Below are 26,620 nucleotides of genomic sequence, written 5' to 3' on the forward strand. Positions count from 1 at the left end.
GCGGCTTTCCGTGCAGCGGGCGTGTGACAACCCTCATGATGATGAACGATTTCCAGCAGCTGCTGCACGCCGCAGGCCAGCAGGCTGAACCGCAACGCTTGCTGTTCGTATTCGTGCGCGCCGAGCTGCCCGAATCGCCCACCGCCGACCAGCGCGACCGGCATGACCGCCGCGAGGGCGGCACCCTGTCGCCGGTGCTGTGCGTGGACAAGCTGCCGGCCGAGGTGGCCAGCTTCCAGGCGCTGGCCACCGAATCGACTACCACCGGCATCGACTGGGACCTGGTCTTCGTGGCGGCGCTGGACGGCCGCGCCGGTTTCGCACCCAACAGCGACGAAGCCGCCCGCCCGCTGCAGCTGATGGTCAACGCCATCCATGACGGTCAGATCGGCCGCTTCGCCGCCTTCGACCGGGGCGGCGAGCCTGTTCAGTTCTATTGAGCCACCAGCTGCAGGGTCAGGAAGAAGATCACCAGCACGGTGTTCAGCCCCCAGGCGACGGTCAGCCCACGCGCCGCTACGCCCAGGTTGGGGGTGCGCGCGGTGGGCGCCGCCCGCCAGACCGCCGGGATGATCCAGCCGGTATAGAGCAGCAGCACGGCAAAGACCCCCAGCAGCAGCGGGGTGCGCTGGTTGGCCAGGGCCCAGAGGGCTACCGCCCACAGAATGTTGCTGGGAATGACGCCCTGCAGCCAGAACACACTCCAGAGCCGTGAACGCCCCGGGGTATCGGGCGTCGGGTGCAGGGAAGCGGTGGCGGTCATAAGTCTCCTTCTGGTCAGGAAACGTGCCGGACCAGCCTGCGCTTGGTGGCTGGGAACGTCAACCCGAGTCGCACGTCACGCTTTGGCGCCGGTGGGGCCCCGCCAGGCTCGACTCAGGCTCGCGCGGAGCCTGTCGCCATCGCCCCTCCCCACCTGCTCCCTCCCACTTCCCAACCTCGACATCTGTCGCAGATTGCACGGTGCGGGCGGATCACCACGCCAGCCAGCGCTGGCAGTGCTTAACAGCGTGGGAGAATGCCGAAAGCGTCTCCAATCGAGCGATGTTTGCAACTCTTCTGATTGGCATTGCACAGCGCCAGGGGCTCAGATGGCGTGCCACCGGAAAAGGGTGGCCGGGCTTCGAATCCCGTGTTGGCTTTGAGTAAGTGCGCTTGCCAGCCGGCGTCACCTTAGCGTGGCGCCGGCTGGCAATCCGTCTGCCGGCTATGGCGGGCGGTGCGTTGGGGGCGTTCGCGCCTGCCGGCTTGAAGCCAACCCGGATTCGAACCACGTACCGCCCGCCACCTTTCGGGTGGCGGCTACCGATTGCCCTGCACGGAGCCTTGCCATGAACGAATCGGACGTCCCCCACCTGCACGCGTACCGCAGCACCGCCCACGACGACGGTTCGCTACAGGCTGCACCCGCAGTGGACAGGAACACCTTCATTGCCAATCTCAACCGCATCGGCTCCGGTGCGGCGGCCGATGGCCAACCTTGGCCGGAGCGGCATCAGCTGCCCGGTCGCTGCCTGGCCCTCGCCGATGCCGATTGCGCGTTGAGTGGATTGCGGGTGGTGCTGGAAATGCTGCTGGCGGCGGAGCGCACCCGCCAGAACGGCGAACCCGAGCAATACGTGGGCGACCGGGTGATGGAGGGGTTGGTGATGGCCTGCCAGTCGTTGTGCGCGCAGGCGGTGGGGCGGCTGCAGCCCGAAGGGTGAATGCCATGCGCCACGGCCTTCAGCGAGGACCGCTTTCAGCAGGCTTCAGTGCTCGCTGAAAGCGCTTCTCAGATCGACGCCGATGATCGGCGAGAAGTCCACCTTCCACAGCTCCAGTTCGAAGAGCTGATCGTGATTATCCAGGCACAGGGTGACTCTCACCGGCACGCCGTCAGCATCGGCAAGCATGGCCGTGGCAATGTCACTGCCGAAGAGCTGGGTCGTGCTGGACAGGAACACCACGCCCCCGAATCCGACGACCTCCACGTCCTCCACCTGGGCGAGCGCCAGATCCTTCAACAACCGTTCGGACAGCTCGGTCGTCTCGGGCAGCAGCCTGTGGATGAGAGAAACCTCGTCGGGGGTGAGGAATCTGGGCACGGGATGTCCTTCAGGGCACTGCATCCGCCATCGGCAGATGCTCGATCCGCCATGTCCTGGCCTAGATGAGAATGACGCTTCCGGTTGAGCTGGTCTCAATACGGAAACACTGCGGGTGACCGGTCGAAGCGGTCAGGGCAGTCCTGGGTGCTACCTTTGGATTGCGGCACTTGCCCGAGGCGCCCCTTGGCAGAAGCGTCGGACCACATCACTTTATGCATGAAACTGCCAAAGCAGTCTTCACGTCAGAATCGCCGATATTGGACGATGCAAGCTGATCGACAAGGCCGCAGGGGATTTTAGCCTCCCCATGCTCGGGAACCGTCAGAAGATCTCCGTTATGCTTCTTGGAGTTTAGCGCAACCCACACTCTTTCTTGTGCCCCCACTGAGAATCCGGCCAGCAGATTCCCCCCAGTTTCGTCATAAATCAGATCCGGTCCTGGCTTACCTCTGAATTCCAGCTCCGCTGCTTGCAGAGACGCATAGACAGGCTTATCTGCAAGCTCCCCTCTGGAAAGCCCCTTGAAGAACCAGATCGCGACGCCAGCGAGAATCGCAAATATTAATATATAAATGAATTTCACGGCCCAGTCTTTCCGTCGAAGTTCTGAAGTTCTGGGGGGATCTCGCCACCCCGAAGAATGAGGGAAGTGCCGATTCGCAATGGACTAGCCAGCGCGTGTGCATAGACAAATCCCGGATGGATATGGCCGCTCGATATAGCCACTCCGGCAGCCTCCAAAGAACTGTCCACTGCTGTTGCGCAGTTATTGGAAATAACAGAATAGTTGCCCGGATTATGCCTCCTCATCTCTGCTGCGATCGCAGCCTCTTGCTGGGGCGTAGTACGAAGTCTAACAATCTGAACAAATCTATCTTTCACTTGGGACTTCAAGTATTCGTAGGTACTCCCTCCGTAGGGATGGACAGTACCGTAGCTGAACACGCCTCCGCTTGATGTAGCTATGGCTATGTGGCCAAAAGGATTGCCATCAACCGCTCCGGAGTCGATGACCAGCGTATCAAGTCCCAGCGGATCAAGCGCGGCTACTGGGTACCCACGCGCATACGCGTACGTGCTCACACCGCCCATCAGCCCAATCGGATCACTCTGCGAGTACCGCCCCACGGATGGGTCGTACTCGCGCTGGTAGTTGTAGAACAACCCACTCGTATCCGTCGCCTGCTGCCCCGGGAAACGCAGCGCCAGCTCGAACACCAAACCATCGCCATCCGGGTCGGCACTCGGAATCTGATTACCGAACACTTCGCTCTTGTTGTTCCACTCCCATATCGAGACATTCCGTACCGGATCGATCACCACGCGCGGTGTGCCCAGATGATCCGGCTGCACGTAGGTCAGTTCAGGCACGCCGGTAGCCGGCACATTGATCAGCGCTACCGGATAGTTGTCCAGCCAGATGGCCTGCTGCTGCGCCTGGCCCGTGGCCGAGTAGTTGTCAGCCGCTGCGAGGGGATTTACACGCGCCGTAGCTTCGAGGCATTTGCCCAGCTCGGCTGCCGCCGACCAAGCTACGCGCTTGTCCCCATGAACAAGCATTTGGCTTCTGGTGTCGGCCGTCGGCAGCAGTGACCCGCGTCGTGCATCCAAGCAAAGTGGCTGTCGTCACCGCTCCTGAAGCTCCCCCAGTTCTATATCCTTGGAATATGAGCGCCTACTACTGATCTGAACTACGCCGGATTCGAACCTTCGACCGTCCCTGCACTGAACGGCAAAGTGGTAATTCCTGGGTTCTGGCCCGGCTACAACCATCATCGGCACCGAGAACATACCCCCAACGGGCTTCGACGAAACCACGTCTTCGGCCTCCCCAAGCATACTCAGCTCGCAACCGTGACTGCGATCATCACTCTGACCTACCGGCACTCGTCCCGAGACACGCACAATCATGTCCCCACCGAACGTTGCACAACTAGAGAGCAAAGCAAGGCCCGCAATGGCCACCACGGTACACTTCACTTCTGGCACTCCTGTTTGCTTGCGATGCACTTATTGAATTCACTCACGTTCGCACCTGCAAATGCTGTTGCGGCGTCTTCGAACTTATTTCCTTGCGCGGAGCCATTCCTCATAAACTCTGCAACATATGCCCTCCGAGACAGCTCACCCGTGTTCCATTGGCGAATCACATGATAATACTCATGCAGAACCAACTTCCGATCCTCAAAGAAATCGTCCACTGACACATTCGGCGGAAGTCTAATGGAATTCTTGCGGGTCGTAATGAATTCATTGTTGACAACCGCTTTGTTCCTGACATCAACGCCGGAGACGGATCGGCCGAATATCATTTCCAAGCAGTCTGCCATCGCACCAGACGCAGGGGCCAAACCTAAATTATCGAAGTCGATCACAGGGTTCGCCCAAGCGTATGCGTACGTCGCCAAGCCTCCCGCAATCCCTAATGGATCGCTCTGTGAGTACCGCCCCGCCGCAGGGTCATACTCCCGCTGGTAGTTGTAGAACAACCCGCTCGCACTCGTCGCCTGCTGGCCCGGGAAGCGCAGCGCCAGCTCGAACGCCACACCATCCCCATCCGGGTCGGCACTCGCAATCTGGTTGCCGAACACCTCGCTCTTGTTGCTCCACTCCCAGATCGAGACATTCCGTACCGGATCGATCACCACGCGCGGTGTGCCCAGATGATCCGGCTGCACGTAGGCAAGTTCCGGCACGCCGGTAGCCGGCACATTGATCAGCGCCACCGGGTAGTTGTCCAGCCAGATGGCCTGCTGCTGCGCCTGCCCCGTGGCCGAGTAGTTGCCCAGCCACTGCCCTGCTTCGTCGTACAAGGTGATCTGCGTTGCGCCACCGGTCGGGGTACGCAGTACGCGCTCGCCGCGATGGTTGTAGGCGTAGCTTTCCAGTACGGCGTTGCCTTGCTTCACCGCGTTCATGCGGTTGGCATCGTTGTAGGTGAACGTCTTGCTGCCGATGCTGGTGGTATTGCCCGCTGCGTCATGGGTGCGCGCTTCGCCGTCCACCGCAGTCAGGCGATGGCTGGTTGCGGGATAGGTGTAGCTGGCGGTGCCTGCCGCCGTGGTCAGCGCGGTCCGATTACCGGTGGCGTCATACGCATAGGTTTCAATCGGCGTGCCGGTCGCGCCGTCCTGGGTCTGGGTCAGGCGACCCAGCGCGTCGTAGGTGTAATTGGCCAGCACCGTCGAGCCTGTGCCGTTCTTCAGCTCGGTGATCGAACCGACCGGGTCGTAGCCGTAGCCCAGCGACAGGCCGCCCGCGGCCGGGTCGTGCACCGCTTGCGGGCGATAGTCCAGGTCCAGCGGACGCTGCAGCTGGCGGCCGTTGCCATAGGTCCAGCCGGTCGCCGGGCCGAAGGCCGCATAGGTCACGTTGTTCACCACGATCTGGCGCGCCTGGCCGGGGCGGGTCAGGCCGATCTGGCTGATGCGACCCTGGGGATCGCGCACGTAGTCGGCCACGCTGCCGTCGGGGTAGGTCAACGCCGTCAGGCGACCCGACTTGCTGTAGGCGTAGCGCAGCGTGCTGGCAACGCCGTTGACGGTCTGCACCTTGCGGGTGACCTGGCCGAAGCGATCATGGCAGTACTGGGTGCTGCCATTGGCGTGCAGCACCTGGCCCAGGCGCCCCTTGGCAAAGCGCTCGTCGGCGGCACAGGCAGCCGGTGCCACGTCATAGCTGTAGCCCACGTCCAGATTGGGGTCCGGGTAGGCGATGCCGATCAGGCGATTGAGTGCATCGTAGTGATAGGTAGCGGTGACGCCACGCGCATCGGTGGCCGTCTTGCGGTTTCCGGCGGCGTCCACGGTGAAGCTGCTGGCGCCACTGTCCGGGCTGACCTGCCCGGTCAGATCACCGAAACCGTTGTAGGCGTAGGTAGTGTGCAGGCCCTTCGGGTCGGTGACCTGGGTGACCTGGTCCAGCGCGTTGTACTGGCTGCGGATTTCCGCCGCCACGCCACCCACGTCCTGCAGGGTCTGCGCCAGGCGATTCAGGGGGTCGTACTGCTGGCTGGTCACGCGCTGCAGGGCGTCGGTCACCGTCTGCGGGTTACCGTTGGCATCGTAGGCAAAGCCGGTAGCGTGATTGCCTGCGTCCTTCAGCGCGGTCAGCTGGCCGAGCGTGTTGAACGTCCGAGCCAGGGTACGGCGCAGCGTGCCGCCGGTATCCAGCGTGTCTTCCTTGAGACGATTGCCGGCGTTGTCCAGTGTGTAGTGAATCGTGTTGCCTGCGTTGTCCTCGATGTCGGTCAAGCGCAGGGCAGCATCGTAGACGTAGGAAACGCTGCTGCCATCCGGCTCGGTGATCTTCTGCACCTGGCCCGTCGGCCAATAGCTCAGCTGGGTGACCCGATTCTCGGCCGTGCTGGCACCGCGTACGGTGATCGAGGTCGGCCAGCCGCGGGCATGGTAGGTGTAATCGGTCACCACGCCGTTGGCATCCTTGACCGACAACGGCCGCCCGAACGCGTCGTAGGCCAAGGTCTCAACCGTCTGGCCCAACGCATTGGTCACACTGCGCAGGTCGCCCTTGCGATAGGTGCAGGCACCTCCGGTCGCGCACCCTACATCATCCGCCGAGTAATAGGCATAGGTAACAGCATCGGCCACATCCGTGCGCGGGCCATCCACACTCTTCAGCAGCCCTTCCACCGGGCAGCTGCCCGCCGCCACATCAGCGGCTTCGCAGTACGTGTAACTGGTGATGCGCGTCTGGCCGGATGCGGTGTCGGTCACCATGTTGGCCGTCGGCTGGCGGCGGGCATTGAAGGAAGTGCGGGTTTCACGATTGCCGATCCGGGTGGTCAGTACCGCATTGGTTTCGACGTCGCGCGCGGTGGTCACCACCCGCTGTTCGGGCAGGCCGACCGCTTCGGTCACGGTATGGATGCTGACGGCATGGCCGCTCACCGCATCGGTGCCCTGCGCATAGGTGTGCTTGGTCTGGATACCGCGGCGATCGGTGTAGGTATCCAGGCGCCGACGAAAGTCGACACTCTGGTCGTAGTAGGTCCGGCTGACGGTTCCCTGCGAATCACTCAGGCCGGTCACCTTGCGCGACGGAGCGGTGTCGCCCCCGGGTGTCAGGGTGTAGTCGGTCTGCCGCCCAAGCGCGTCGGTCACCACTGCACCGCCGTTGGGGCTGTAGGCCAGTGTCACACCATCGGCACCGCCGGCATGCTGACTGGAGATCACACGGCCGATGGAATCGTAGGTAAAGGTGCTGTAGCGACGACCGTCCTCGGCGGTGATACCCGTCAGGTGCTGGGGGAAAGCCTGGTTCTCGTAGTGATACGTGCGCACACCGCCACCTGCATAGGTCACCGTGGCGACCTGGTTCTGCGGCGTGTAGGTGTAGGTGGCGAGCGCAATGCCTTCGACCAGCACCGAACTGATCAGCGCCTCATAGTCGTTGGACTGGTAAACGAACTCGAGCGTGCGGCCACTGCTGTGGGTGACGGCTGCAAGGCGGTCGCTGTCGTCATAGATGTAGGTCAGCGACGTGCCATCCGCGAAGCGCTTGGAGGCAAGACGCCCGTCCGCGCCGAAGGTAGAGATGGAATCCGCCGAGTACAGTGTCCAGTTGCCGTTCTGGACCAGACGGTCACCACTGTCGTCGTCCGCCTCATAGGCTTGGCCGATCTTCTTGAATGCACGCTGGAAGCCGGTGCTTTCAATGATGCCCACACTGTCAACGCCATCCAATGCCAGGTGGGCGCCCAGCGAATGGGTCCAGCCATAACCGAAGCCACCGGATGAGGTGGAGATGCCGGAGTGATAGAAGCGCGTCAGCGCGATCCAGCCCAGATCGAAGTCCTGCGCGATCTCGTACTTCTCGCCCGTTTTAACATCACATGGGTTGCCGACATTGCCGTCGCAGGTACCGCCGTTGGAGGCCGGGTCCTTGTCGGGAATCGGACTCATGTTCGCAGCTGTGTCGTTGCGGGACATGGGGCAGTTACCGTTGCCGCCGTCCTTGTCGCACTTTTGCGACTTCGAGGTGATGGTCGCAACGAACTCTTCGCTGACGCAGGCGCTGTGCTTGTTGGACCACTGCGTGAGCGGAACCGGGCAGTTCAAGCGCCGGGTACGCGCGACCGCAACCGTCCCGGTATACGGGGTGCAGGGCGATTCAGCCGTATTGTTGCCAGCCATTGAAGTCAGATCGTAGTAGCGTGACTCGATGACACCTTCCTGATCGGGCGAAGCCGCAAACCAATCGCCAGACGGAGTGACCGCCGCCCCGGGGCACACGGGATTGCTGGCTTGTTGGTCCGCAAGAAAATCGGCCACCATCGCTTCTTCCGTCGGGAATATGTCACGCCCGATGTAGGACCAGTCCGGGTCGGAGGGCTGCGTCTTCCCCATCCAGTAGGTGATCGACGTGTTTCCGTTCAAGTCCACGACTTTCGACTTGATCTTGTCGACAGATTGCCAGCCGAACTGGAACTCCGGCGGGAACGGGCTGGGCGCCGGCAGGTTCTTGATGGCGGCTACCGCAGCCTGCTGGGTCTTGTATTGCGTCGCATCGCCGCCGGGCTGCGAAATACGCCAGGTAATCTTGCTTTCCTGCGCCTGTGCCACAGCAGGGGCGATGCAGCCGACGGCAACAATGGTCAGCGCGGCACGCGAGAAGCTCTTCAGTCGTTCCAACATCCCTGTTCTCCTTCCTGGACGAACACAGCGCCGGCGGGAACGAGAACGCGGGGGTAGAGCCCCATCACGTCATGCTTCGGATCGTCCCTGCTCCGGAATGCGGCAGTGCCACATGCCGCCTTTATCGTTGAAGACGGTGACATATTCAAGTCAAGGCCCGCGACATCCGTCACATTTCCACCCGCGCGGATTCCAGATCCAGCCGATTACCGCGACAGCTTTCGGAGCAGCCTGCGGAGCAGGAAACTCCTGCAACCGCCTGCATCCCTCACGCATCAGAAGATCCTGGACACCCATGGAACAGGATCATGAGGCGCATTCCCCCGCATCGCCGTACCGTACTGGGCACTCGCCGTTGGTGCAGCACTGCCATCGCCATCCTCACTCTGCTGACGCTTCCCGTGGCCACCCTGGCCTCACCCGTGGCGGAGAGCGCCTGCACCCTGGCCACCCACGCGGGCCAGCGCCTTGTCGATGTTCCCTTCGATGTCATCGACGGGCGCATCCATGTGCAGGTGCAGGTCAACGGCAGCGGCCCCTACCGCTTCGCCATCGATACCGGCGCCAGCGGCATGGCCCGCGCGGACGCCCGCCTGGTCCGTCAACTGGCGCTGCCGGCGGACGCCAGCACCCGCCACTCCGACGGCGTACAGACAGCCTGGGCCGATACGGTGCGCATCAACGCCCTCGCGCTCGGCGGACTGCGCCACAGCGACGTGACCGCGCTCACCCGCGACTACAACGCACGCCAATCCAAAGACGCAGCGTTCGACGGCATCCTTGCACGCGGATTCTTCGCTGATGGCGTGCTGATCATCGACTACCCGCAACGGCGCCTGCAGTTCCGCCGCGACATCGACCTCCTGCCCGCGCAACCGGACACGCTCGCCTACTCACGCGCCTTCCGCATCCAGGTGACGATTGGAACAGTGACCACAGAGGCGCAGCTGGACACCGGCGCCAACGTCGCGATGGTGCTGCCCACGGCACTCTTCCGGCGGGCAGCCGGTGCCGCAGTGACCACCGGGGATCAACTGACCCTCAGTCACGGCGAGGTCGATGGCGGACATGCACAGCTGGATGTTCCCGTGTTGATCGGCGGCCTGGCGCTGCAGGGGCTGCACGTACGGGTGTCCGACCACTATCCCGAAGCGGTGGTGGGTGCCCATGCGCTGCAGGAAGCGGTGGTGCTGATCGATCAGCGCAGCCAACGGGTGGCAATCTGCCCAAGCAGGCCCCATCGCAACTGAGTCACTGGCGGCGTGCTGCCCGCCATGCCGGCCACGCTTCAGCCATCACGCTCACTGCCGACCTCAGGAACAACAGGGCGATCACTGCGCCGACGACGATGTCCGGCCAGCCGCGCCCGGTCATGGCCACGCCACCTGCGGCCACCAGCACCCCCAGGTTCGCGGCCACGTCATTGCGCGAGCACTCGAACGTGCTCTTCATGTTGATGTTCAACCTGCGGAACCGCCATAGCAGCGCCAGGCAGGTGAGGTTCGCCACCAGGGCAATGCCACCGAACACCAGCATCAGCGTGCTGGACGGTGGCACCCCATTGACCAGCTTGCCGGCCACTTCGAACACGATGAACACGAAGAAGGCCAGGATCAGCAGGCCCTTGGCCAGCGCCGCGCCCGCCTCCCAGCGCGCGCCCCGGTTTACCGCCCACAGGCTCAGGCCATAGACGATGGCATCCCCCAGCATGTCGACCGCGTCGGCCTGCAGGGCGCTGGATCGCGCGGCAAGGCCCGCGCCGAACTCGATGAAGAACATCGCCAGGTTGATTGCCAGCACCGCCACCAGTACCCGCCGCTGGGCGCTGTGCAGCGCTATCGATGCCAGCTCCTGGCGTTTGTGGCCGCAGCACTGGTCCATGGGGCGCTCCGCCGGGCGTGCCCGGGCTTGAAATGAAAGGGAGCTGCCTTTATCAACCTTGTAGCCCCTACAAGGTCAAGCCCATGACAGCCCCACTCACCATCGGCCAGTTGGCCCGCCAGACCGGCACCAAGGCAGAAACCATCCGCTATTACGAAAAGATCGGGCTGCTGCAGCCGCCGCTGCGTTCGCAGGGCAACTACCGCTGCTACGACGCACAGGACCAACGGCGGCTGGCATTCGTGCGCCGTGCGCGCGAGCTGGGGTTCGCCATCGAGCAGATCCGCGAACTGATCGCCTTCGGCGAGCAACGCGAGCACCAGTGCAGTTCGGTGGATGACGTGGTGAAGGCACACATTGCCGACATCGCGCGCAGGATTGCCGACCTGCAGGCGCTGCAGGGTGAACTGCAGCGGATGATCGGCAACTGCCCCGGCGGGCGCGTGGCCGATTGCCGGGTGCTGGAAGCCCTGCAGCCCGCGCCGACTAGCTGAGCAGGAACCGCACGCGATTCGGCACCCGCCTTAGACGCCGGTCGCTCCCGCCGCCCGCGCCAGCTCCACCGCCAACGCATCGCCCTTGCGCTCGCTGTAACGGTCCACGAGGTAGTCGGCGCGGCCGCGGGTGAGCAGCGTGAACTTCACCAGTTCTTCGACCACATCCACCACACGATCGTAGTAGGGCGAAGGCTTCATCCGCCCGTCTTCGTCGAACTCCTGCCAGGCTTTGGCCACCGACGACTGGTTGGGAATGGTCAGCATGCGCATCCAGCGGCCCAGCACCCGCAGCGTATTGACCGTGTTGAACGACTGCGAGCCGCCGCAGACCTGCATCACCGCCAGCGTCCGGCCCTGGGTCGGCCGCACGCTGCCGTCTTCCAGTGGCAGCCAGTCGATCTGGTTCTTGAACACGCCGGTCACCGTGCCGTGCCGCTCCGGGCTGACCCACACCTGCCCTTCCGACCAGTGCGACCACTCGCGCAGCCGCTGCACTTCCGGGTGCTCCTTGTCCACGCTGTCCAGCAGCGGCAAGGAATGTGGATCGAACACGCGCGTTTCGCAGCCCAGATGCTGCAGCAGGCGTTCGGCCTCCAGTGCCAGCTTGCGGCTGAACGATTGCGGACGCAGTGAGCCATACAGCAGCAGGATACGTGGCGGCCCCTGGCGTTCGGCCGCCAACCGCTGGTGATCTGGCTGGGGAAGCGAAGCCTCCCTCAGATGGGGCAGCGAAGGACTTGTGATCGGCTTATTCATTCGACTATTCTAGAAATATGGAAACACCAAATGCAATCGCTGCGCTCACCGCACTCGGGCACGCCACCCGCCTGGCAGCCTTCCGCCTATTGGTCGAAGCCGGCCCGGCCGGTCGCATGGCGGGCGACATCGCCGCAGCCCTCCAGGTCCCTCCCGCCACCCTCAGCTTCCACCTGAAGGAGCTGGTACAAGCCGGCCTGGTCGAGAGCGAGAGCCAGGGCCGCCACGTCTGCTACCGCGCGAATTTCAGCGCAATGACCAGCCTGATCGAGTACCTCACGCACAACTGCTGCGCCGGTTCGCCCAGCGAACAGTGCGCGCCGTCGGGCAATCCCTGCAGCTGCTGATACGGAAACGCCTTCATGTCCCGCTCCATCCTGTTTCTCTGCACCGGCAACAGCGCCCGCAGCGTGCTGGCCGAAGCCACCCTGCGCGCATGGGGCGGCGACCGCTTCACGGCCTACAGTGCCGGCAGCCACCCGACCGGCCAGGTCAATCCGTTCGCGCTTGCACAGCTGCGCGCAGAAGGCATCCCGGTCGCGGGACTGCGCAGCAAATCCTGGGATGAGTTCGCTGATTCCGCCCCCATGGATCTTGTGATCACCGTCTGCGATGCGGCGGCAGCGGAAGCCTGCCCCGTGGTGTTCGGTGATTTCATCCGCAGCCATTGGGGCCTGCCGGACCCGGCCGAGGCAGAGGGCAGCGATGCCGACAAGGCTGCCGCCTTCGCCCATGCGCATGCCATCGTGAAGGCGCGCGTGCAGGCCCTGCTGGCGCTGCCCGGGCACGCGTGGGAAGACCGCGGAATGCTCCAGCAGGCGCTGGACCAGATCGGCCACCTGCTGCCGGCAGCGCGCACGCCATGAGCACAGCGGCACCCATGGGCCTGTTCGAGCGCCACCTGACGCTCTGGGTCGCGCTGTGCATCATCACCGGCACGCTGCTCGGGCACTTCCTGCCCGGTGCCTTCGCCTCCCTGGCGGCGGCTGAAGTGGCCAGGGTCAACCTGCCGGTGGCGGTGCTGATCTGGCTGATGATCATCCCGATGCTGCTGCGGGTGGATTTCAGTGCGATGCGCCAGCTGGGGCAGCACTGGAAAGGCATCGGGGTGACGCTGTTCATCAACTGGGCGGTGAAGCCGTTCTCGATGGCGCTGCTGGGCTGGCTCTTCCTGCGCCACGTCTTTGCGGACTGGCTGCCCGCCGGCCAGATCGACAGCTATATCGCCGGCCTGATCCTGCTAGCCGCCGCGCCTTGCACAGCCATGGTGTTCGTGTGGAGCAACCTGTGCCGCGGCGATGCCAACTTCACACTGAGCCAGGTGGCACTGAACGACGCGATCATGGTGGTGGCCTATGCGCCGGTGGTGGCGCTGCTGCTGGGGCTGTCGGCCATCACCGTACCGTGGGATACGTTGCTGCTGTCGGTCGGCCTGTACATCATGGTTCCGGTGCTGGTGGCCGCGTTGCTGCGCCACTGGATCCTGTCGCGCCATGGCCAGCCCGGGCTGCAGGCGGCGCTGCGCCGGCTGGGGCCACTGTCACTGTCGGCACTGCTGCTGACGCTGGTGCTGCTGTTCGGGTTCCAGGGCCAGCAGATCATGCAGCAGCCGCTGGTGATCGCGCTGATCGCGGTCCCGATCCTGATCCAGGTCTATTTCACCTCCGGCCTGGCCTACCTGCTCAACCGGCGCCTGGGTGTGGCGCACTGCGTGGCCGGGCCGTCGGCACTGATCGGCGCCAGCAACTTCTTCGAACTGGCGGTGGCGACGGCCGTGGGCCTGTTTGGTGTCCACTCCGGTGCGGCGCTGGCTACGGTGGTGGGGGTGCTGATTGAAGTGCCCGTGATGCTTTCGGTGGTGAAGATCGTGAACCGCTCACGCGACTGGTATGAGGCGCGCGAGCGTGTTTGAGGCGGCCATGCCGGAGGCGGCGGCGTCGCGCCCGAGCCGTCAGTTGCAGCGCAGTGGAAAGCGCCCTGCTACGAAGGTGACAGTTCAGAAGTCCGTTCACGTTCCTTGATCCATACTCCACGGCACCACGCCGCATGCAGCGGCAAAGCCCGGAGGTTGCGATGAACACTGCACGCTTGTTCGCCATTGCGTTGACCACGGCTGCCGCACTGGCCGCGGCACCCGCCTTCGCCGATCCGCCGCACCATGCGCGCGGCAACGGGCCACCGCCGCACGCCGGTGGCCCGCACAACCGTGATGCACCGCCGCCGGGCTGGCAGAAGAAGGCCTGGCGTCGCGGCGAGCGCCTGCCATGGGCGGAAGTGGACCGCCGCTACTGGGTGGACGACTACGCGCGCTATCACCTGCGCGAGCCGGGCCGCGACCGGCGTTGGGTGCGCCAGTCCGATAACGAGTACCTGTTGGTGGAGATCGCCACCGGTTTGATCATCGACGCGCTGCATCGCTGAAGCGACTTCCAGCGTCTCCACACGCGGCGAATTACCCCGGTGCAGACACCTTACGACCGGGGCCGACCCGATCGGCGGTGCTTGCGCTCACGGCGCCGCACCTGCTTGCGAGGCGGCCCGGCATTCATGCCGGGCCGCAGTGCGATACTCCCGCTCATAAGCGCCGCAGCAAAGAGCCCCGTCGCCACCAGTATTTCGAATCCCCGATCACCAAAGAGCAGGCGGATCGATATCTCCAGTGAGCACAGCCTGCCGCAGCGAAGGCCCTGTTCGTTGAAGCCATAGATGAGCACCAGTACGCCCATCAGCCCGCACAACGCCATCAGGGCCAGGCTTGCGATGAAGATGAAAGGTCGATGGATGCGCATGCGCTCGTCGCGGTCTTCTAGGGCGATGTCCAGCGCGACGTTGCGAGCACGCGATCGGAAGCATCCAGCTCCACCGACCAGGCTTCGGTATCCAGGCCCAGCCGGTTCTCATACCACCATCGCTGCGCACAGCGACCACAGCATCCCCTGCTGGCATAGCGGCTGAAGGGAGCACCGGCGTGCTCCACCACGTCAGGCTGCCCCAGCGCCCGAACGACCTGTGCCCTGCCCGCCCCGACCGGAACCGAGGCAAGCGCATGGGAATGCCACGCCGAGATTGCCGAGCAACCGGCAATGTACGCCACGAACAGGCCGGCAAGCCCCCACATCAGTGTCTTCATTGACGGATCCCCTCCTGCGCCGCGCGCCCGCGCATCATCCGCGCAGACCTTCTTCAACGTCAAACCTCGGCAAGCGGGCCTGTTGCAGCGCCCTGCATCCGTGCTAGCGTGCGCCGACCGATGATTCAGGATGAACACAGGGACGCCCGTCGATGGCAGGCAAGAGCCGGAAGGACAGGATTGCGCAGGATATCGGCCTGTTCATGCAGCAGTACACGCGCAAGGCGCAGCGCCATACCGAACCCAACGACCGGCCGTACGATCGGAAACTGGAAGAGCGGCTCAAGCGCTTGCCACCGGAAGAACTGGGTAGGCTGCTTTCCGGAGAAGAGGACGACGATGACTAGCCCCGCCGGAATAGCCAGGCGCGCGATCGTCGTGACATTCTGTAGCGTGCTGTGCGCCTGCGGACTGGTGATGGACAGTTCGTTCGACACCCAGCAGCAGGCCATCGACGCCGACATGGTGAACAAGGGATGGATTCCCAGCTGGGTGCCCCACGAGGCAACCGACCTGCGCGAGGTGCACGACCTCGACTCAAACACCAGCGCGCTGGCCTTTACCAAGCCCCCTGCGATACCACTGCAGCTGCCTGCGGATTGCCAGGCAACCACATTCAACAACAGCGATCCTGTTGCGTTCGATCGATACTGGTGGCCTGGCAACGCGACGCTCAGCGCGTCGTACCGCGTCTTTCACTGCGCGCCCGAATCCGGAAAATCAGTCTTCGTCGCCATCAACAGGACCGAAGACCACGTGCTTTTCTGGCGAACTTACGCGCGGTGATGCGTTAGCGCCACCTCACTCCTCCCCAGGACCCCATGATGCCCAACGCACGTGCACGCTTCGCCGCCCTCGCCCTTTTGCTCCCGGCGTGCCTGCCGGCATACGCCGCGCAGAACGCACCCGCCGACGTCAAGGCGATCGAACAGGTGGTCGAGTCCTTCCGCACCTCGCTGATCAACAAGGACAAGCCGACCTACATGGGCCTGTTCTTCTCGGACAAACCGGAAGACATCGGCTGGCAGTACGTCTCCGAGGATGTGCGCCTGCAGGACATCCGCAAGGCCAAGCCCGATGCGATCAAGGCGCGGCGGATTCCCGCCAACAACTTCATCGCACTGATCGACGGGGCGGTGGCCTCGCCGAAACCGAAGGAGGAGACATTCTCCAACACGAAGATCGAGACGGATGGCGATGTAGCCTCGGTGTCGTTTGACTACAGCTTCCACGACGATGGAGTGAAGACCAACTGGGGCAAGGAGATGTGGCAGCTGATCCGCACCGAACAGGGCTGGAAGATCTTCTCGGTGATCTATTCGATCCGCGATTCACGCAGCCCGGCCGAATGAGTGATCTGTCAGACTGGTGCCCACCGTCCGTCCATGCCAGCCAGACCCCGATGACCCGGATTGCCGACCTCAACGCCGACCAGCTCGCCCACCACGCGCTCAACATCTTCATCGCCCAGGGCCGCCACGTGGAAGGCGCCCGCGTGATCTACCGGGCGTTGCAGCTGGATCCAGACCATCCCGGCGCCCTGCGCTGCCTGAGCGATTTCCTGGCCCACGAAGGCACCGAACCGTTCGCAGCGGCCACGCTGGAACACGCCCTGTCCGGTGCCGTACCACTGGATGACGGTGCGCGCCGGATGCTGGATGACCTCCGTTTCCTCGACATCTGGTCCTGGGGGTTTTCGCGGCACGTCTCCGGCGAAGCCAACCTCAGCGGCGACGCCTTCCAGCAGCGCGAGGACTTCGTCTTCGATGGGCCGGCCTATGCGGCCTTCCTCAATACGGTCACCGAGCCGGCCGGATCGCTGCAGGGCGCCTTCCAGGCGGCCGTCCGCATCTGCGGGCTGATGTCCGGCCTGCTGCGCCATGCGGAGAAGGACAATCCGGCGTTCGATGACGTGCTGCGATCCTCCGCCTTCGTCGAGACCGAGGCGTACCCGGCATGGCTGGCCTCGCCGACGGATGAGCTGGATGCCCTCGACCAGGCCATCCAGGCGCAGCGCCAGGCCGGCTGAAGGAAAATCCAACGGGCGTCCGACGCTTTCCCGACGCCCGCCTGCCCATCCTGTCGTGAGGTCAATTCATGGCAGGACCGGCATGCAGCCACCTCACCCCAGGGACAGCGGCAAGTACCCGCACGGCAAGACCGGGATTCGCCGCATCTTCCATACGCTGATCCATTCGCGCGATGGCTTCATCGCCACCTTCCGTGGCGAAGCGGCCTTCCGGCAGCTGTTGCTGCTGCATGCACTGTTGATCGCCACCGCGTTCCTGCTGGACATCAGTCGGGTCGAACGCGCCGTGGTGCTGGCAGTCTGCTTCATCAGCCTGCTGGTGGAACTGCTCAACTCGGCCATCGAAGCGGTGGTCGACCGCATCTCGCTTGACCACCACCCACTGTCCAAGAACGCCAAGGACATGGGCAGCGCCGCACAGACCACCGCACTGCTGATGGTCGGCACAGTGTGGGGGGTGATCCTGCTGGGCTAGCGCACGCCCGAGCCGCCGGGCATGACCCGGCGCGCCCCTGGACGGAGGTATTACTGCGTGGCCAGGGCGAAATCCAGACCCGCACACACCGCCGCCACCTGGGCGTCGTTGCATTCCTGCGGGTTGGTGCGCGGGCTGTCCGGGTAGACCTCGGTGGTGGTGGCAAAGCGCGCGTCGGTGAAGCCGGCGCAGGCGCCGATCGAGCGCGACTCGCCCCAGACCACGCCCGGCGACTGCAACGGCAGGCCGACCAGATTGCCCTCGGCGTCGGCCGGGGCGATATGGGTGACCGGGGCCACGGCGGTGATCAGTGCCTTCTGGAATTCGGCCTGCGGATCTTCGCTGTTGCCGATCACGTAGAAGCCATCCGGAATGGTGTCGCGCTCGAACGGCTTGCCGTCGCGGGCGCAGCGGGCCGGATCGAACTCGTGCAGGTCGCTGTCGGTGGTCTCGTGCAGGTCCAGGTGCACCAGCAGGTTCGGCTTGCGCTCGGCCACCCAGCGCATCAGCGCGGCGGCTTCCTCGATCTGGCCGCCGTCTCGGAAGCTGCGGTTCGGGTCGATGGCATCCGGGTTCCAGCGCTGGATGCGCTCGTAGCCCCACGGGCTGACGCACGGCGCCACGATCAGGTTCAACCGGCCCAGGTAACGCTCGGCTTGCTGTTCCAGGAACTGCAGGGCGCCATGCACGCCGCTGGTCTCGTAGCCATGCACGCCGCCGGTGATCAGCGCGGTCGGCAGCGCCGGGTTCCAGTCGTGGTTGACCACGGCGAACAGCGGGTAATGGTCCGGCGCGTAGTCGAGCTGGCCGTACTGGATCACGTCGAAGCTGTCGTCCAGGCGTTCAAGCGCGGCCACCACGTCGTCGTGGTAGCTGCGCTGGCGCTGCTGGCGGGCCCGCCACTGTGCGCGTTCCGCGTCGCCCCAGGGCTGTCCGGGGGTGCCGATCGGGTAGAACTGCGCAACAGTCATGGGGTACTCCAAGGGTCGAACGGATGGGTGCAGCCGGACATTCTAAGCCCTGTCGCGCCTGCGGGTACCCTCCCCCGGCCCCGCCTTCATCCAGGCCGGGTCATCTGGTTGTAAAATCAACGGTTTTTGGCCCCTCACCCCTTGATGGCGAACGCAGCGCAGCCGGTCCTGGGTGGACCGGAATTCCTCCGCCTGCTCGCCCGTCTCAGCGACGGCGCGATGCCGGCCAGCAGTCCCGCCCTGACCGATCGCCTCGGCCAGTGGGTGGACTGGAGCCGTGCCGTGGCCCTGTCCGGGGCGCTCGGCGGGCGCCTGCCCGAGCCGGGTGAGGCCGCCGAAGCGGCCGGGGATGTGCTGGACGACTGCGCCCAGGCCCATGCCAGCCTGCTGGTCTCGATCCGCGAGGACGCCGAGGCCGAGCGCCTGCTGGACCTGGCCGAAGCCGCCGCCGCACCCAATTTCGCCTCGTTGCGCCAGCGCTACCGGGTGCTGCAGCAGGCCATCCAGACCGCCACCGGGCGCCTGCGCGGCCGCCTGCGCGACCAGCTGGTGCAGGTTTCACCCGAGCTGGCACGGCTGGCCGAGGTCGATGCGGTGATGGAACAGACCCTCACCCCGCGCGAGCACAGCCTGCTGGCCACAGCGCCGGCGGTGCTCGGCGCCCGTTTTGAACGCGTGCACGGCCAGCCCGGCTGGCGCGCGGCCTTCCGCCATGACATGCGCACCCTGCTGCTTGCCGAGCTGCAGCTGCGCTTCCAACCGATCGAAGGGCTGCAAGACGCCCTGCGCTCCCACTGACCGGAACACCATGTCCAGAACTGCTTTCCATGTCGTTGTTTTCCTTGTCGGCCTGCTGGCCGTGTGCTGGATCGGCATTGGCTACGTTTCGGTGCATCCGCTGGGTGCAGCGGTGGCGGCGATCATCGCGGCCTGCTACATCGCTGGCGGCGTGGAGCTGTACCGTTACCGCCAGGCCAGCAACGGCCTGCGCAGCGCGCTGAGTGACCTGTCCAGCGCGAAGGAAAGCCTCGCCCCCTGGCTGGAGCGCGTGCCGGTGGGCCTGCGCAACGCCGTGCGCCTGCGCGTGGAAGGCGAACGCACCGCCCTGCCCGCGCCGGTGCTGACCCCGTACCTGGTTGGCCTGCTGGTACTGCTGGGCATGCTCGGTACCCTGCTGGGCATGATGGACACCCTGCGCGGCACCGGCCTGGCCCTGCAGAGCGCAACCGACATGGCCGCCATCCGCGGTTCGCTGGCGTCGCCAGTACAGGGCCTGGCGGTGGCGTTCGGCACCTCGATCGCCGGTGTTGCCAGTTCGGCCATGCTCGGCCTGCTGGCGGCGCTGCTGCGCCGTGACCGCCTGCAGGCCGTGCAGCAGCTGGACCGTGCCATTGCCGGCGACCTGCACCCCTACTCGCAGGCCTGGCAGCGCGCTGAATCGCTGCGACTGTTGCAGGCACAGTCCGCCGCGCTGCCGGCGCTGGTCGACCGCCTGCAGGCGATGACCAGCACCTTCGAACAGCACAGTGCGGCCGCCAATGAGCGTCTGCTGGCCGGCCAGGCCGAGTTCCTGACCCAGAGCCAGGCGCTGCAGGAACGCCTGGCGGTCTCGCTGCAGCAGTCGCTGCGCGAAGGCGCCGAGGCCAGCGCCGCCGCCATCGGTGGCGCGCTGCAGCCGATGGCCGAAACCACGCTGGCCGGCCTGGCCCACCATGGTGAGGCGCTGCATGCCCGTGTCGAGCAGGCGGTGCAGCAGCAGCTGACTGGCCTGAGCGACGGTTTCGAGCGCAGCCGCGTCGCCACCGAAGCCAGCTGGGCCAAGGTGGTGAACGAGCAGACCCAGGCACAACAGGCGCTGGTGAGTGATCTGCGTCAGCACCTGCAGGCCTTCAGCGATGGCCAGGGCACGCAGGCCGAAGCACTGGTCGTGCGCATCGGCGAGCGCCTGCAGGCCGATGCCAGCGGCAATGCCGAGGCCTGGCGCGCCGCCGCCGAACAGCAGCAGGCATTGAATACCGCGCTGGTCGAACGCCAGCAGCAGGCGTTGCTGGACGCCAGCGAGCATCTGGACGCGCGTGCGCAGGCGCTGCTGCAGGCACTGGAACAGCACCACAGCGCCAGCCAGGCGCTGCTGCAGGACCACGAACTGCAGCGTTCGCAGCAGTGGCAGGCCGCGCAGGCCGCCACCGCCACCGCGCACGCCGAACTGCAGGCCAGCCTGGACAGCCGCGAGCAGCAGCGCCAGGCGCGCTGGGATGCGGTCAGTGCCGAACTGCAGCAGGCCCACGCCGCGCTGCAGGCCCAGCTGCAGGCCGGCGACGAACAGCGCCTGCAGCGCTGGAGCGATGCCCTGCAGCATGTTTCCACCGATCTGGCCGAGCGCCTGCAGGCCAACGGCGAACGCCTGGCCACCCAGCAGCAGCAGGTCTGCGACACGCTGGCGGCAACCGCGCAGCAGATCGGCGAGAACGGTCGCGCCCAGGCCAGCGCCACGCTGGCGGAAGTGTCCACCCTGCTGCAGACCGCCGCCGCTGCGCCGAAGGCCGCCGCCGACGTCATCAACGAGCTGCGCAGCACGCTCTCCGAGAGCCTGGTGCGCGACAACGCGATGCTGGAAGAGCGCGGCCGCCTGCTGGCCACCGTGCAGACCCTGCTGGATGCGATCAACCATGCTTCGCACGAGCAGCGCACCGCGGTGGACGCGCTGGTCGGCGGTTCGGCCGAGCTGCTGGAACGCGTCGGCAACCGCTTCACCGACCATATCGCCGCCGAGACGGGCAAGCTGGATGGCATTGCCGCAGCGCTCAGCGGCAGCGCGGGCGACGTTGGCCAGCTGGCCGGCGCCTTCGGTGAGGCGGTCGCGCAGTTCGGCAGCGCCTCCACCGAGCTGTCCGGCCGCCTGGAACAGATCGGTGGCGCACTGGATGCCTCGCTGGCCCGCAGCGACGAGCAGCTGGCCTACTACGTGGCGCAGGCGCGCGAGGTGGTCGACCTCAGCCTGCTGTCGCAGAAGCAGGTGATGGAAGAACTGCAGCAGCTGGCCACGCGCCGCGGCAAGGCCGGCAGCGCATGAGCGACGAGCTGGAGGTCGATGGCGGTTCGCACGCCCCGATCTGGGCGGCCTTTGGCGACCTGATGTCGGTGCTGCTGGGTGCGTTCGTGCTGATACTGGTCGGTGTGGTCGCCGTGCAGCTGGAGCTGTCGCAGCGGCTGGACCAGGAAGTGAAGCAGCGCCAGGCCGAAGCCAAGCGCCTGCAGACCCTGGAACAGGCGCTGGCCGGCCCGTTGGCGGCCGGTCGCGTGACCCTGGTCGATGGCCGCATCGGCATCAGTGGCAGCGTGTTGTTCGCGCTGAACTCCGACCAGCTGCAGCCGGAAGGCCAGGAGCTGCTGCGCAGCCTGGCCGCACCGCTGGCCGCCTACCTGGGTAGCCGCGAAGAGATCCTGATGGTCAGCGGCTTCACCGATGACGCGCCGGTGCGCGAAGGCAACCGGCGTTTCGCCGACAACTGGGAGCTGTCCGCACAGCGATCGCTGACCGTGACCCGCACCCTGATCGCCGATGGCGTACCGGCCGACGCGGTGTTCGCCGCCGCGTTCGGCAGCGAGCAGCCGGTCAGCTCCAATGCCAGCGAAGACGGCCGCGCGCGCAACCGGCGCGTGGAAATCGCGCCGATTCCCAAGCCCAAGGCCCCGGATGCCAAGTAAGCCGCCCGCACTGGAGGGCCTGCGCGCACTGGTGCGCGACCTCGATGCGGGGTCGCGCTCGCTGCCGCATTACCCGCACGTACCGATGCTGCAGCAGGTGCAGCGCGAATGGTCGGAGCTGCGCAGCGAGCTGCAGGTACGCCGTTCGCTGCGCACCGAAGCCCCGGCCGACGGCGGCCCGTTGAACTCGGCGGTGCTGGTGCAGCGCATGTTGGACACCATGCAGGCCACCAGCCCCGGTTACCTGCGCCACTTCATCGACTACGTGGACACCCTGTCCTGGTTGCAGGCGCTGCAGGATGGCGCCGCCAGCGGCAGTGATACCGCGAAGCCGAAGCGCACGCGCAAGCCGCGCTGAACACCGATTGGTAGTGCCGGCCGCTGGCCGGCAATTGATTGATAGCCGCAGGTTCATCGGGCTGCCGGCCAGCGGCCGGCACTACCCGTCCTGGTAGGCGCCTCACAACAACTGAACATGTCACCAGACAGTCATCTGTCTAGCGCACCATTTTCACGTTGACCCACGGCGCCTGCAGCGCCACCGGTCGCATCGGTTGTCTCCCCTTTTGAACGCCATGAGCTCCGCGCCCGTGCGGTGGCTCGTGCCTGCCTGAGTGTCCGTAACATGACGAAGACTTTGTTGGCCGCTGCGCTGTCGATCGCGCTCGCTCCCGCGGCCTGGGCGCAGGATGCTGCCCCGACCTCCAGCACCCCCTCCGCCACCAACCTCGATGCGGTCTCTGTGATCGGCAGCGGTGAAGCGCGCCAGGTGCAGCGCATCACCCGCGAGAACCTCGACATCCTGCCGCCGGGCACCAGCCTGCAGAAGACGCTCAACCTGCTGCCGGGCGTCAACGCGCAGTCGGCCGATGCGCTGGGCACCAACGAGCAGTCGATGACCCTCAGCCTGCGCGGCTTCAACTCCACCCGCCTCGGTTACACGCTCGACGGCGTGCCGCTGGGCGATGGCGCGTACAACAACTACAACGGCCTGACCATCAACCGTGCGCTGATCAGCGAGAACATGGCCGGCGCCGAACTAGCGGTGGGCATCGGCAGCCTCGGCACGCCGTCCACCAGCAACCTCGGCGGCACCATTTCCTATACCTCCGACCGCCCGGCGCAGGAACTCGGCGGCCGCGTGGTGCAGACCTTCGGCAGCGATGCCAACCGCCGCACCTTCGTGCGCGTGGACAGCGGCGAGTACAACGGCTTCTCCGGCTACGTTGCCGGCATGAATGCCGTCTCCGATCTGTGGAACGACCAGACCGCCTACAACAGATCCACCACCAAGCAGTTCAACGCCAAGGGCGTGTGGAACTTTGGCCGCGGCCAGATCACCGGTTTCGTCGATACCTCGCGCACCACCCAGGCGGACTACTTCTATCTGTCCAAGGACGAGATGTCGCGTGGCCTCGGTTGGGACTGGGGCGGCTACGCACCGGACTGGAACAAGGCGGTGGCCAAGGCCTACTGCAACACCGCCAGCTTCAATGCGAAGAAGTGCGACAACAGCGGCCCGGACAAGGATGCCGACGGTGCCTTCACCGCCGGCCAGATCCTGCGCGATGACAACCTGTACTACCTGGCCGGCGACTTCTTCCTGGCCGATGGCTTCAGCCTGCGGGCGCTGGCCTACCACCACGATGACCGTGGCGAAGGCCACAACTGGAACAGCGGCGCGTGGTCCAACAAGGGCACCGCGCAGGAGATTCCGATCATCTTCCGCAACACCATCTACACCATCGACCGCGATGGCGGCACGCTGTCGTTCGACTGGGAGCTGGGCGCGCACCGCATCGAAGGCGGCGTCTGGTACGAGCGCAATACCAGCAGCGCCGAGCGCTACCAGACCGCCGTGGACGGCCCGCGTGACCTGAGCGGCATGAACACCCTGCCCTCCGATGTCGGCGTGTTCGCCCAGCGCACGCGCTGGAAGACCCACCAGTTCTTCCTGAAGGACACCTGGCGCCTGCTTGATGATCGCCTGACCCTGGAGTTCGGCGCCAAGAGCCCGCACGCCACCTCCGATGCACAGGCACTGCCGGGCGACGCGAAAACGCCAATCTCGCCGACGTCCAACAACCAGTTCGCCACCGGTTCGTTGAAGGCCAGCAAGAATTTCCTGCCCAGCATCGGCGCCAACTTCCGCCTGGCCGAGCACCACGAACTCTTCGCCAGCTATGCCGAGAACATCGCCATGTTCCAGGGCGGCTTCAAGCTGGGCCCACAGGCGGTCAGCCAGGCCACCTGGAACGCACAGGGCGATCTGAAGCCGGAGGAATCGCGCTCGCTGGAGGCCGGCTACCGCTTCGTCGCCGATACCCTGCAGGCGTCGATTGCGGCCTACAGCGTGCGCTTCGACAACCGCCTGCTGCAGTACAACCCCTGCGATTCGCGGCAGCCGGTCGGCCCGACCTGCGGCAACCGCTTCTACAACGTCGGCGGCGTCGACAGCCGCGGTGCCGAGCTGACCGTACTGTGGACCCCGAACGAGCACTTCAGCTGGTACACCTCGGCCTCGCTGAACCGTTCGACCTACGCCTCCAACTACGTGCAGGCCGGTGTCGAGCAGCAGATCAAGGGCAAGATCCAGACCGATACGCCCAAGCAGCTGCTGGCCACCGAGATCACCTGGCGCGACAACGGCTGGTTCGCCAGCCTGCGTGGCAAGTACACCGGCGAGCGCTTCTACACCTACACCAACGACCAGGGCTTCGGCGGCTTCACCGTATTCGACCTGGCCGGTGGCTATGACTTGGGCCAGGTCGGCTTCGCCAAGGGCATGCGCCTGTCGTTCAACGTGACCAACCTGACCAACAAGCGCTACGCCAGCAACCTGGATTCGAGCGTGTTCGCACCCAGTGACCCGGCCGGCAAGCTGTATGTGTTCCATGCCTCGGCACCGCGCCAGGTGTTCGGTACGATCGACCTTCGCTTCTGATTGACCGACCGGAGTCCACTGATGCTCACGACCGCCCTGCTGCTGGCCACCCTCTCTGCCAGCGGATACTCCGCTCCGCATGAGGCGACGGGCGCACCGCCGCGCACCCTGCAGTTGGGCGGTCGCACCTATATGGACAAAGGCCTGGTCGCCGCCGGGCGGCTGCCGGCGTGCACGGTGGACTTCCTCGGCGACACGCTGGGCTCGTTCTCGTCGCTGGCGGTGCAGCCCGGCACCTGGAAGCGCACCACCAAGGGCTACGAAGGCGTGCTCTGGACCCTGCCCGACCGCGGCCGCAACGATCCCGAGGCCGGCCTGTTCTACGACTACGCTGGACGCGTGGAGCGCATGCAGCTGCGCATCGACGTTACCCGTGGAAAGCCCGGTGCGCTCGGTACGCTGACGATGGTGCCGGACAAGGGTGTGGTGCTGAAGGACTTCAACGGGCAGCCGTTCACCGGTGCCGACCCGGGTGAGCACACGATCACCCAGCGCGGGGTGGTGCTGCCCTCGCCGGCCAGCGGCGCAGGCGCGGGCAAGGTCTCGCTGGATGCAGAGTCGCTGCAGTTCACCGCTGATGGCCATTTCTATATCGGCGACGAGTACACCGCCAACGTCTACTACTTCGATGCGCAGGGTCAGCTGCAGGGTGTGATCGTGGCGCCGCCCGCGATCCGGCCGCAGCGCGAGGGCACGCCGGCGTTTGGTTCACTGGCGCCACCGCAGACCGGCCGCCGCAACAACCAGGGCGTGGAAGGCATGAGCCTGTCGCCCGACGGCAGCCGCCTGTTTGTCGCCCTGCAAAGCGCGACGCTGCAGGACAGCGCGCAGGGCAATGCGGCCGGACGCATCAACACCCGCGTGCTGGTCTACGACGTGACGGCCTCGCCGACGCCACAGCAGCCGATCGGCCATTACGTGATGGCCCTGCCCGCCTACGCGCACGACGGCAAGGGAAAGCTGGACCGCACCGCCGCGCAGAGCGAACTGCGCGCAGTGGATGCCCACCGCTTCCTGCTGCTGGCCCGCGACGGCAACGGTCTGGGCAAGGATGGCGAAGACCCGATCGTCTACAAGTCGGTGCTGCTGGTGGATCTGGCCGATGCCAGCAACCTGGCGGGAAGCAACTATGAGTCCGGTACCGCCTCGGTGCTGGCCGACCCGGCGGACACCGTCTTGAAGGACGGTATCGTGCCCGCACGCAGCGACGAACTGCTGAACCTGCTGGACCGCCCGCAGTTGGCCCGTGCCGGGCTGGATCTGGACACCAAGCGCGGCTCGCATGCCGGACTGCTCTCGGAAAAGTGGGAAGCCATGGACGTGCTGCCAGCGCTGGACCCGCAGCATCCGAACGACGTGCTGTTGCTGATCGGCAACGACAACGACTTCATCGCCCGCCACTGCCGCATGCAGGGCCAGCCCTGCGACAGCCCGTACGACAACGACAACCGCGTGCTGGTCTACCGACTGACCCTTCCTTGAC

Annotated in this window: 28 protein-coding genes and 1 pseudogene; 19 read left to right on the top strand and 10 right to left on the bottom strand. The window is 65.4% G+C overall.

Annotated elements, in window-relative coordinates; all coding sequences use genetic code 11:
- Window positions 1–35: 35 nt before the first annotated feature.
- On the top strand, window positions 36–440 hold the full coding sequence (locus ACZK1G_RS12965; protein WP_101765596.1) for a ribonucleotide reductase subunit alpha: 405 nt from the start codon (window positions 36–38) through the stop codon (window positions 438–440).
- Here the strand turns inward: ACZK1G_RS12965 and ACZK1G_RS12970 are convergent.
- A complete protein-coding gene (locus ACZK1G_RS12970) occupies window positions 434–763 on the bottom strand; it encodes a hypothetical protein (RefSeq protein WP_101765597.1) in 330 nt (109 codons plus the stop codon). The two genes, ACZK1G_RS12965 and ACZK1G_RS12970, sit on opposite strands and share 7 nt — an antisense overlap.
- A gap of 568 nt (window positions 764–1,331) precedes the next feature.
- Here ACZK1G_RS12970 and ACZK1G_RS12975 point away from each other — a divergent pair.
- On the top strand, window positions 1,332–1,706 hold the full coding sequence (locus ACZK1G_RS12975; RefSeq protein ID WP_101765598.1) for a hypothetical protein: 375 nt from the start codon (window positions 1,332–1,334) through the stop codon (window positions 1,704–1,706).
- Window positions 1,707–1,751: 45 nt separating this feature from the next.
- On the opposite strand, the gene ACZK1G_RS12980 is transcribed toward ACZK1G_RS12975, so the two are convergent.
- The 4 genes and pseudogenes from ACZK1G_RS12980 to ACZK1G_RS12995 all read right to left on the bottom strand — a co-directional run bounded on the left by ACZK1G_RS12980 (window position 1,752) and on the right by ACZK1G_RS12995 (window position 8,746).
- The gene (locus ACZK1G_RS12980; protein ID WP_101765599.1) at window positions 1,752–2,087 is read right to left on the bottom strand and encodes a DUF6984 family protein; all 336 of its coding nucleotides are present in this window, start codon (window positions 2,085–2,087) and stop codon (window positions 1,752–1,754) included.
- A gap of 208 nt (window positions 2,088–2,295) precedes the next feature.
- Window positions 2,296–2,673 carry a hypothetical protein gene (locus tag ACZK1G_RS12985; RefSeq protein ID WP_158298001.1) on the bottom strand — a complete coding sequence of 126 codons (378 nt, stop codon included), beginning with the start codon at window positions 2,671–2,673 and terminating at the stop codon, window positions 2,296–2,298.
- Window positions 2,674–3,113: 440 nt separating this feature from the next.
- Window positions 3,114–3,548: pseudogene (locus ACZK1G_RS12990) on the bottom strand (RHS repeat-associated core domain-containing protein); the annotation flags it as partial.
- Between the two features lie 518 nt (window positions 3,549–4,066).
- On the bottom strand, window positions 4,067–8,746 hold the full coding sequence (locus ACZK1G_RS12995; protein WP_233490775.1) for an RHS repeat-associated core domain-containing protein: 4,680 nt from the start codon (window positions 8,744–8,746) through the stop codon (window positions 4,067–4,069).
- A 308-nt stretch (window positions 8,747–9,054) separates the two neighbouring features.
- On the opposite strand from ACZK1G_RS12995, the gene ACZK1G_RS13000 reads away from it, so the two are divergent.
- The gene (locus ACZK1G_RS13000) at window positions 9,055–9,996 is read left to right on the top strand and encodes an aspartyl protease family protein (RefSeq protein ID WP_101765600.1); all 942 of its coding nucleotides are present in this window, start codon (window positions 9,055–9,057) and stop codon (window positions 9,994–9,996) included.
- Window position 9,997: 1 nt separating this feature from the next.
- Here the strand turns inward: ACZK1G_RS13000 and ACZK1G_RS13005 are convergent, their stop codons facing one another.
- Window positions 9,998–10,627: a cation efflux transmembrane domain-containing protein gene (locus tag ACZK1G_RS13005; RefSeq protein WP_101765601.1), complete on the bottom strand. Its 630-nt coding sequence runs from the start codon at window positions 10,625–10,627 to the stop codon at window positions 9,998–10,000.
- An 83-nt stretch (window positions 10,628–10,710) separates the two neighbouring features.
- On the opposite strand from ACZK1G_RS13005, the gene ACZK1G_RS13010 reads away from it, so the two are divergent.
- Window positions 10,711–11,121 carry a MerR family transcriptional regulator gene (locus ACZK1G_RS13010; protein WP_101765602.1) on the top strand — a complete coding sequence of 137 codons (411 nt, stop codon included), beginning with the start codon at window positions 10,711–10,713 and terminating at the stop codon, window positions 11,119–11,121.
- Between the two features lie 30 nt (window positions 11,122–11,151).
- On the opposite strand, the gene arsH is transcribed toward ACZK1G_RS13010, so the two are convergent.
- The gene (gene arsH / locus ACZK1G_RS13015) at window positions 11,152–11,880 is read right to left on the bottom strand and encodes an arsenical resistance protein ArsH (protein WP_101765603.1); all 729 of its coding nucleotides are present in this window, start codon (window positions 11,878–11,880) and stop codon (window positions 11,152–11,154) included.
- Between the two features lie 17 nt (window positions 11,881–11,897).
- Between arsH and ACZK1G_RS13020 the strand changes: the two genes are divergently transcribed.
- The 4 genes from ACZK1G_RS13020 to ACZK1G_RS13035 all read left to right on the top strand — a co-directional run bounded on the left by ACZK1G_RS13020 (window position 11,898) and on the right by ACZK1G_RS13035 (window position 14,301).
- Window positions 11,898–12,227 carry an ArsR/SmtB family transcription factor gene (locus ACZK1G_RS13020; RefSeq protein ID WP_101765604.1) on the top strand — a complete coding sequence of 110 codons (330 nt, stop codon included), beginning with the start codon at window positions 11,898–11,900 and terminating at the stop codon, window positions 12,225–12,227.
- A 15-nt stretch (window positions 12,228–12,242) separates the two neighbouring features.
- Window positions 12,243–12,746 (top strand): arsenate reductase ArsC, encoded by a 504-nt coding sequence (locus tag ACZK1G_RS13025; protein WP_101765605.1) that lies wholly within the window; start codon window positions 12,243–12,245, stop codon window positions 12,744–12,746.
- A gap of 14 nt (window positions 12,747–12,760) precedes the next feature.
- Window positions 12,761–13,792, top strand: a complete 1,032-nt coding sequence (gene arsB, locus ACZK1G_RS13030) for an ACR3 family arsenite efflux transporter (RefSeq protein WP_101765606.1) — start codon at window positions 12,761–12,763, stop codon at window positions 13,790–13,792.
- Between the two features lie 161 nt (window positions 13,793–13,953).
- A complete protein-coding gene (locus ACZK1G_RS13035; RefSeq protein WP_032129966.1) occupies window positions 13,954–14,301 on the top strand; it encodes an RcnB family protein in 348 nt (115 codons plus the stop codon).
- A gap of 50 nt (window positions 14,302–14,351) precedes the next feature.
- Here ACZK1G_RS13035 and ACZK1G_RS13040 read toward each other — a convergent pair whose 3' ends face one another.
- A complete protein-coding gene (locus tag ACZK1G_RS13040) occupies window positions 14,352–14,669 on the bottom strand; it encodes a hypothetical protein (protein ID WP_101765607.1) in 318 nt (105 codons plus the stop codon).
- A 17-nt stretch (window positions 14,670–14,686) separates the two neighbouring features.
- Complete coding sequence (locus tag ACZK1G_RS13045; RefSeq protein WP_101765608.1) at window positions 14,687–15,010, bottom strand: hypothetical protein; 324 nt, start codon at window positions 15,008–15,010, stop codon at window positions 14,687–14,689.
- A 152-nt stretch (window positions 15,011–15,162) separates the two neighbouring features.
- On the opposite strand from ACZK1G_RS13045, the gene ACZK1G_RS13050 reads away from it, so the two are divergent.
- The 5 genes from ACZK1G_RS13050 (at window position 15,163) to ACZK1G_RS13070 (ending at window position 17,514) form a co-directional block, all read left to right on the top strand.
- Window positions 15,163–15,357, top strand: coding sequence for a hypothetical protein (locus ACZK1G_RS13050; RefSeq protein WP_101765609.1), 195 nt, complete (start codon window positions 15,163–15,165; stop codon window positions 15,355–15,357).
- 70 nt (window positions 15,358–15,427) lie between these two features.
- The gene (locus ACZK1G_RS13055; RefSeq protein WP_233490776.1) at window positions 15,428–15,796 is read left to right on the top strand and encodes a YbbD-related protein; all 369 of its coding nucleotides are present in this window, start codon (window positions 15,428–15,430) and stop codon (window positions 15,794–15,796) included.
- A 35-nt stretch (window positions 15,797–15,831) separates the two neighbouring features.
- Window positions 15,832–16,362: a nuclear transport factor 2 family protein gene (locus tag ACZK1G_RS13060; RefSeq protein WP_101765611.1), complete on the top strand. Its 531-nt coding sequence runs from the start codon at window positions 15,832–15,834 to the stop codon at window positions 16,360–16,362.
- The gene (locus tag ACZK1G_RS13065; RefSeq protein WP_236251603.1) at window positions 16,359–17,039 is read left to right on the top strand and encodes a hypothetical protein; all 681 of its coding nucleotides are present in this window, start codon (window positions 16,359–16,361) and stop codon (window positions 17,037–17,039) included. The genes ACZK1G_RS13060 and ACZK1G_RS13065 overlap by 4 nt, the downstream gene beginning before the upstream one ends.
- A gap of 82 nt (window positions 17,040–17,121) precedes the next feature.
- A complete protein-coding gene (locus ACZK1G_RS13070; protein ID WP_012511296.1) occupies window positions 17,122–17,514 on the top strand; it encodes a diacylglycerol kinase in 393 nt (130 codons plus the stop codon).
- Window positions 17,515–17,564: 50 nt separating this feature from the next.
- Here the strand turns inward: ACZK1G_RS13070 and ACZK1G_RS13075 are convergent, their stop codons facing one another.
- A complete protein-coding gene (locus ACZK1G_RS13075) occupies window positions 17,565–18,485 on the bottom strand; it encodes a M14 family metallopeptidase (protein WP_006371858.1) in 921 nt (306 codons plus the stop codon).
- 144 nt (window positions 18,486–18,629) lie between these two features.
- Between ACZK1G_RS13075 and ACZK1G_RS13080 the strand changes: the two genes are divergently transcribed.
- From ACZK1G_RS13080 to ACZK1G_RS13105, 6 genes are all read left to right on the top strand, one after another.
- Window positions 18,630–19,283, top strand: coding sequence for a DUF3348 family protein (locus ACZK1G_RS13080; RefSeq protein WP_197621971.1), 654 nt, complete (start codon window positions 18,630–18,632; stop codon window positions 19,281–19,283).
- A gap of 10 nt (window positions 19,284–19,293) precedes the next feature.
- Window positions 19,294–21,558, top strand: coding sequence for a DUF802 domain-containing protein (locus tag ACZK1G_RS13085; protein ID WP_119006384.1), 2,265 nt, complete (start codon window positions 19,294–19,296; stop codon window positions 21,556–21,558).
- Window positions 21,555–22,193, top strand: coding sequence for an OmpA family protein (locus ACZK1G_RS13090; RefSeq protein WP_006449800.1), 639 nt, complete (start codon window positions 21,555–21,557; stop codon window positions 22,191–22,193). Before ACZK1G_RS13085 ends, ACZK1G_RS13090 begins: the two co-directional genes overlap by 4 nt.
- A complete protein-coding gene (locus ACZK1G_RS13095) occupies window positions 22,111–22,551 on the top strand; it encodes a DUF2894 domain-containing protein (protein WP_233490778.1) in 441 nt (146 codons plus the stop codon). Before ACZK1G_RS13090 ends, ACZK1G_RS13095 begins: the two co-directional genes overlap by 83 nt.
- A gap of 267 nt (window positions 22,552–22,818) precedes the next feature.
- Complete coding sequence (locus ACZK1G_RS13100) at window positions 22,819–25,137, top strand: TonB-dependent receptor (protein WP_101765615.1); 2,319 nt, start codon at window positions 22,819–22,821, stop codon at window positions 25,135–25,137.
- A gap of 21 nt (window positions 25,138–25,158) precedes the next feature.
- Complete coding sequence (locus ACZK1G_RS13105; protein ID WP_197621972.1) at window positions 25,159–26,619, top strand: esterase-like activity of phytase family protein; 1,461 nt, start codon at window positions 25,159–25,161, stop codon at window positions 26,617–26,619.
- Window position 26,620 lies beyond the last annotated feature (1 nt).

This window comes from Stenotrophomonas sp. 109824_Sma, assembly GCF_056480025.1.